2 protein-coding genes and 1 pseudogene are annotated in these 1280 nt (G+C 26.5%); 2 read left to right on the forward strand and 1 reads right to left on the reverse strand.

The window, feature by feature from the left end; all coding sequences use genetic code 11:
- Both Q0370_RS07245 and Q0370_RS07250 read left to right on the forward strand, forming a co-directional pair.
- Window positions 1-301 (forward strand): annotated as a pseudogene (locus Q0370_RS07245) (DUF1016 N-terminal domain-containing protein); the annotation flags it as partial.
- Window positions 302-457: 156 nt separating this feature from the next.
- Complete coding sequence (locus Q0370_RS07250) at window positions 458-787, forward strand: helix-turn-helix domain-containing protein (protein ID WP_036060499.1); 330 nt, start codon at window positions 458-460, stop codon at window positions 785-787.
- Window positions 788-807: 20 nt separating this feature from the next.
- On the opposite strand, the gene Q0370_RS07255 is transcribed toward Q0370_RS07250, so the two are convergent.
- Window positions 808-1221, reverse strand: coding sequence for a pyridoxamine 5'-phosphate oxidase family protein (locus Q0370_RS07255; RefSeq protein ID WP_299574006.1), 414 nt, complete (start codon window positions 1219-1221; stop codon window positions 808-810).
- Window positions 1222-1280: the final 59 nt, after the last annotated feature.

Raw genomic sequence — 1280 nt, forward strand, 5'->3', positions numbered from 1 at the left:
GTCTGTAAAGATTAATAATATTCTTGTGCAGACTTATTGGAAAATTGGGAAAATTATTATAGAAGATGAACAGGAAAATAGTGAGAGAGCAGAATATGGGAAAAAACTTTTAAAAGAATTGTCAAAAAAATTGACAAAAGAATATGGAAAGGGCTTTTCGAGATCTAATTTACAAAATATGAGGCAATTTTATTTGAAGTATCCAATTTGCCAGACAGTGTCTGGCAAATTAAGCTGGTCGCATTATTGTGAGATTTTGAGTATATCTGATGATAAAGGAAGGGCATTTTATGAAAGAGAATAGTATTCAGTCCGAATATACACTAACTTTCTAATCAAATTTTTGCTTCAAAATACACATTATTCCTAATGAGGAAGTTCTTGAAAATGAGGTGGAAAAAGTTTTAGGGGAATATGATGAGAAAAATAAAATTAAAAAGAATAGAGAATAATAATTATGAATAAAAAAGAATTACCGAAGTGTTCTGTTGAAATAACACTTTCTTTAATTTCTAATAAATGGAAAATACTTATAATAAGAGATTTACTCGATGGAACAAAAAGATTTGGAGAGTTGAGAAAATCTATAAACGGAATTTCTAATAAAGTTTTGACATACAATTTAAGAGAAATGGAGGAGGACAATCTTCTTATAAGAAAAATTTATCCTGAAGTTCCTCCAAAAGTTGAATATTCTCTTACTGAAACAGGTTATAGCTTAAAGCCGATACTGGAAAGTATGGACAAATGGGGTGTAAATTACCGAGAAAAAACAAAATATGAATAACTAAGATTGTATCAAATTAATTATGGTTTTTCTATTTTAAAATTTTCATTGGTATAAGTTTTTAAATCAAAAGTCCTGATTTCTTCTACATCAATATAAAAAAGTTCAAAAATAGGATTGTCAGGAGTTTTAAAAAGTTCCTTTATTGCTGGATATTCGTTTAAAACTCTTGTTTTAAGATCAATATCATTAGTAAAATGAATATTTCCATTTATGGATGTAAATGATAAATAATCTTCTGAATGAGAGAGAAAAGAAACGTAAGGACATTTTTTTAACTGTTTATAAACGTTTTTATTATTTGTAGTTGCAAGATATACTTTATTTTTTTCAGAAAACAGATATTGTAAAATTCTTGTTTTAGGTTTATTATCATCGAGTGTAGCTAAAATTCCGTAAGAGTTTTCTTTTAATATTTTATTATAATCAATCATCTCAATTTCCTCCAAATATAATTTATTTCGAGTTAGCTAACTGTGTTAATTATAATTTA

The organism is uncultured Leptotrichia sp. (assembly GCF_938036635.1).
Taxonomy (GTDB): domain Bacteria; phylum Fusobacteriota; class Fusobacteriia; order Fusobacteriales; family Leptotrichiaceae; genus Leptotrichia; species Leptotrichia hongkongensis.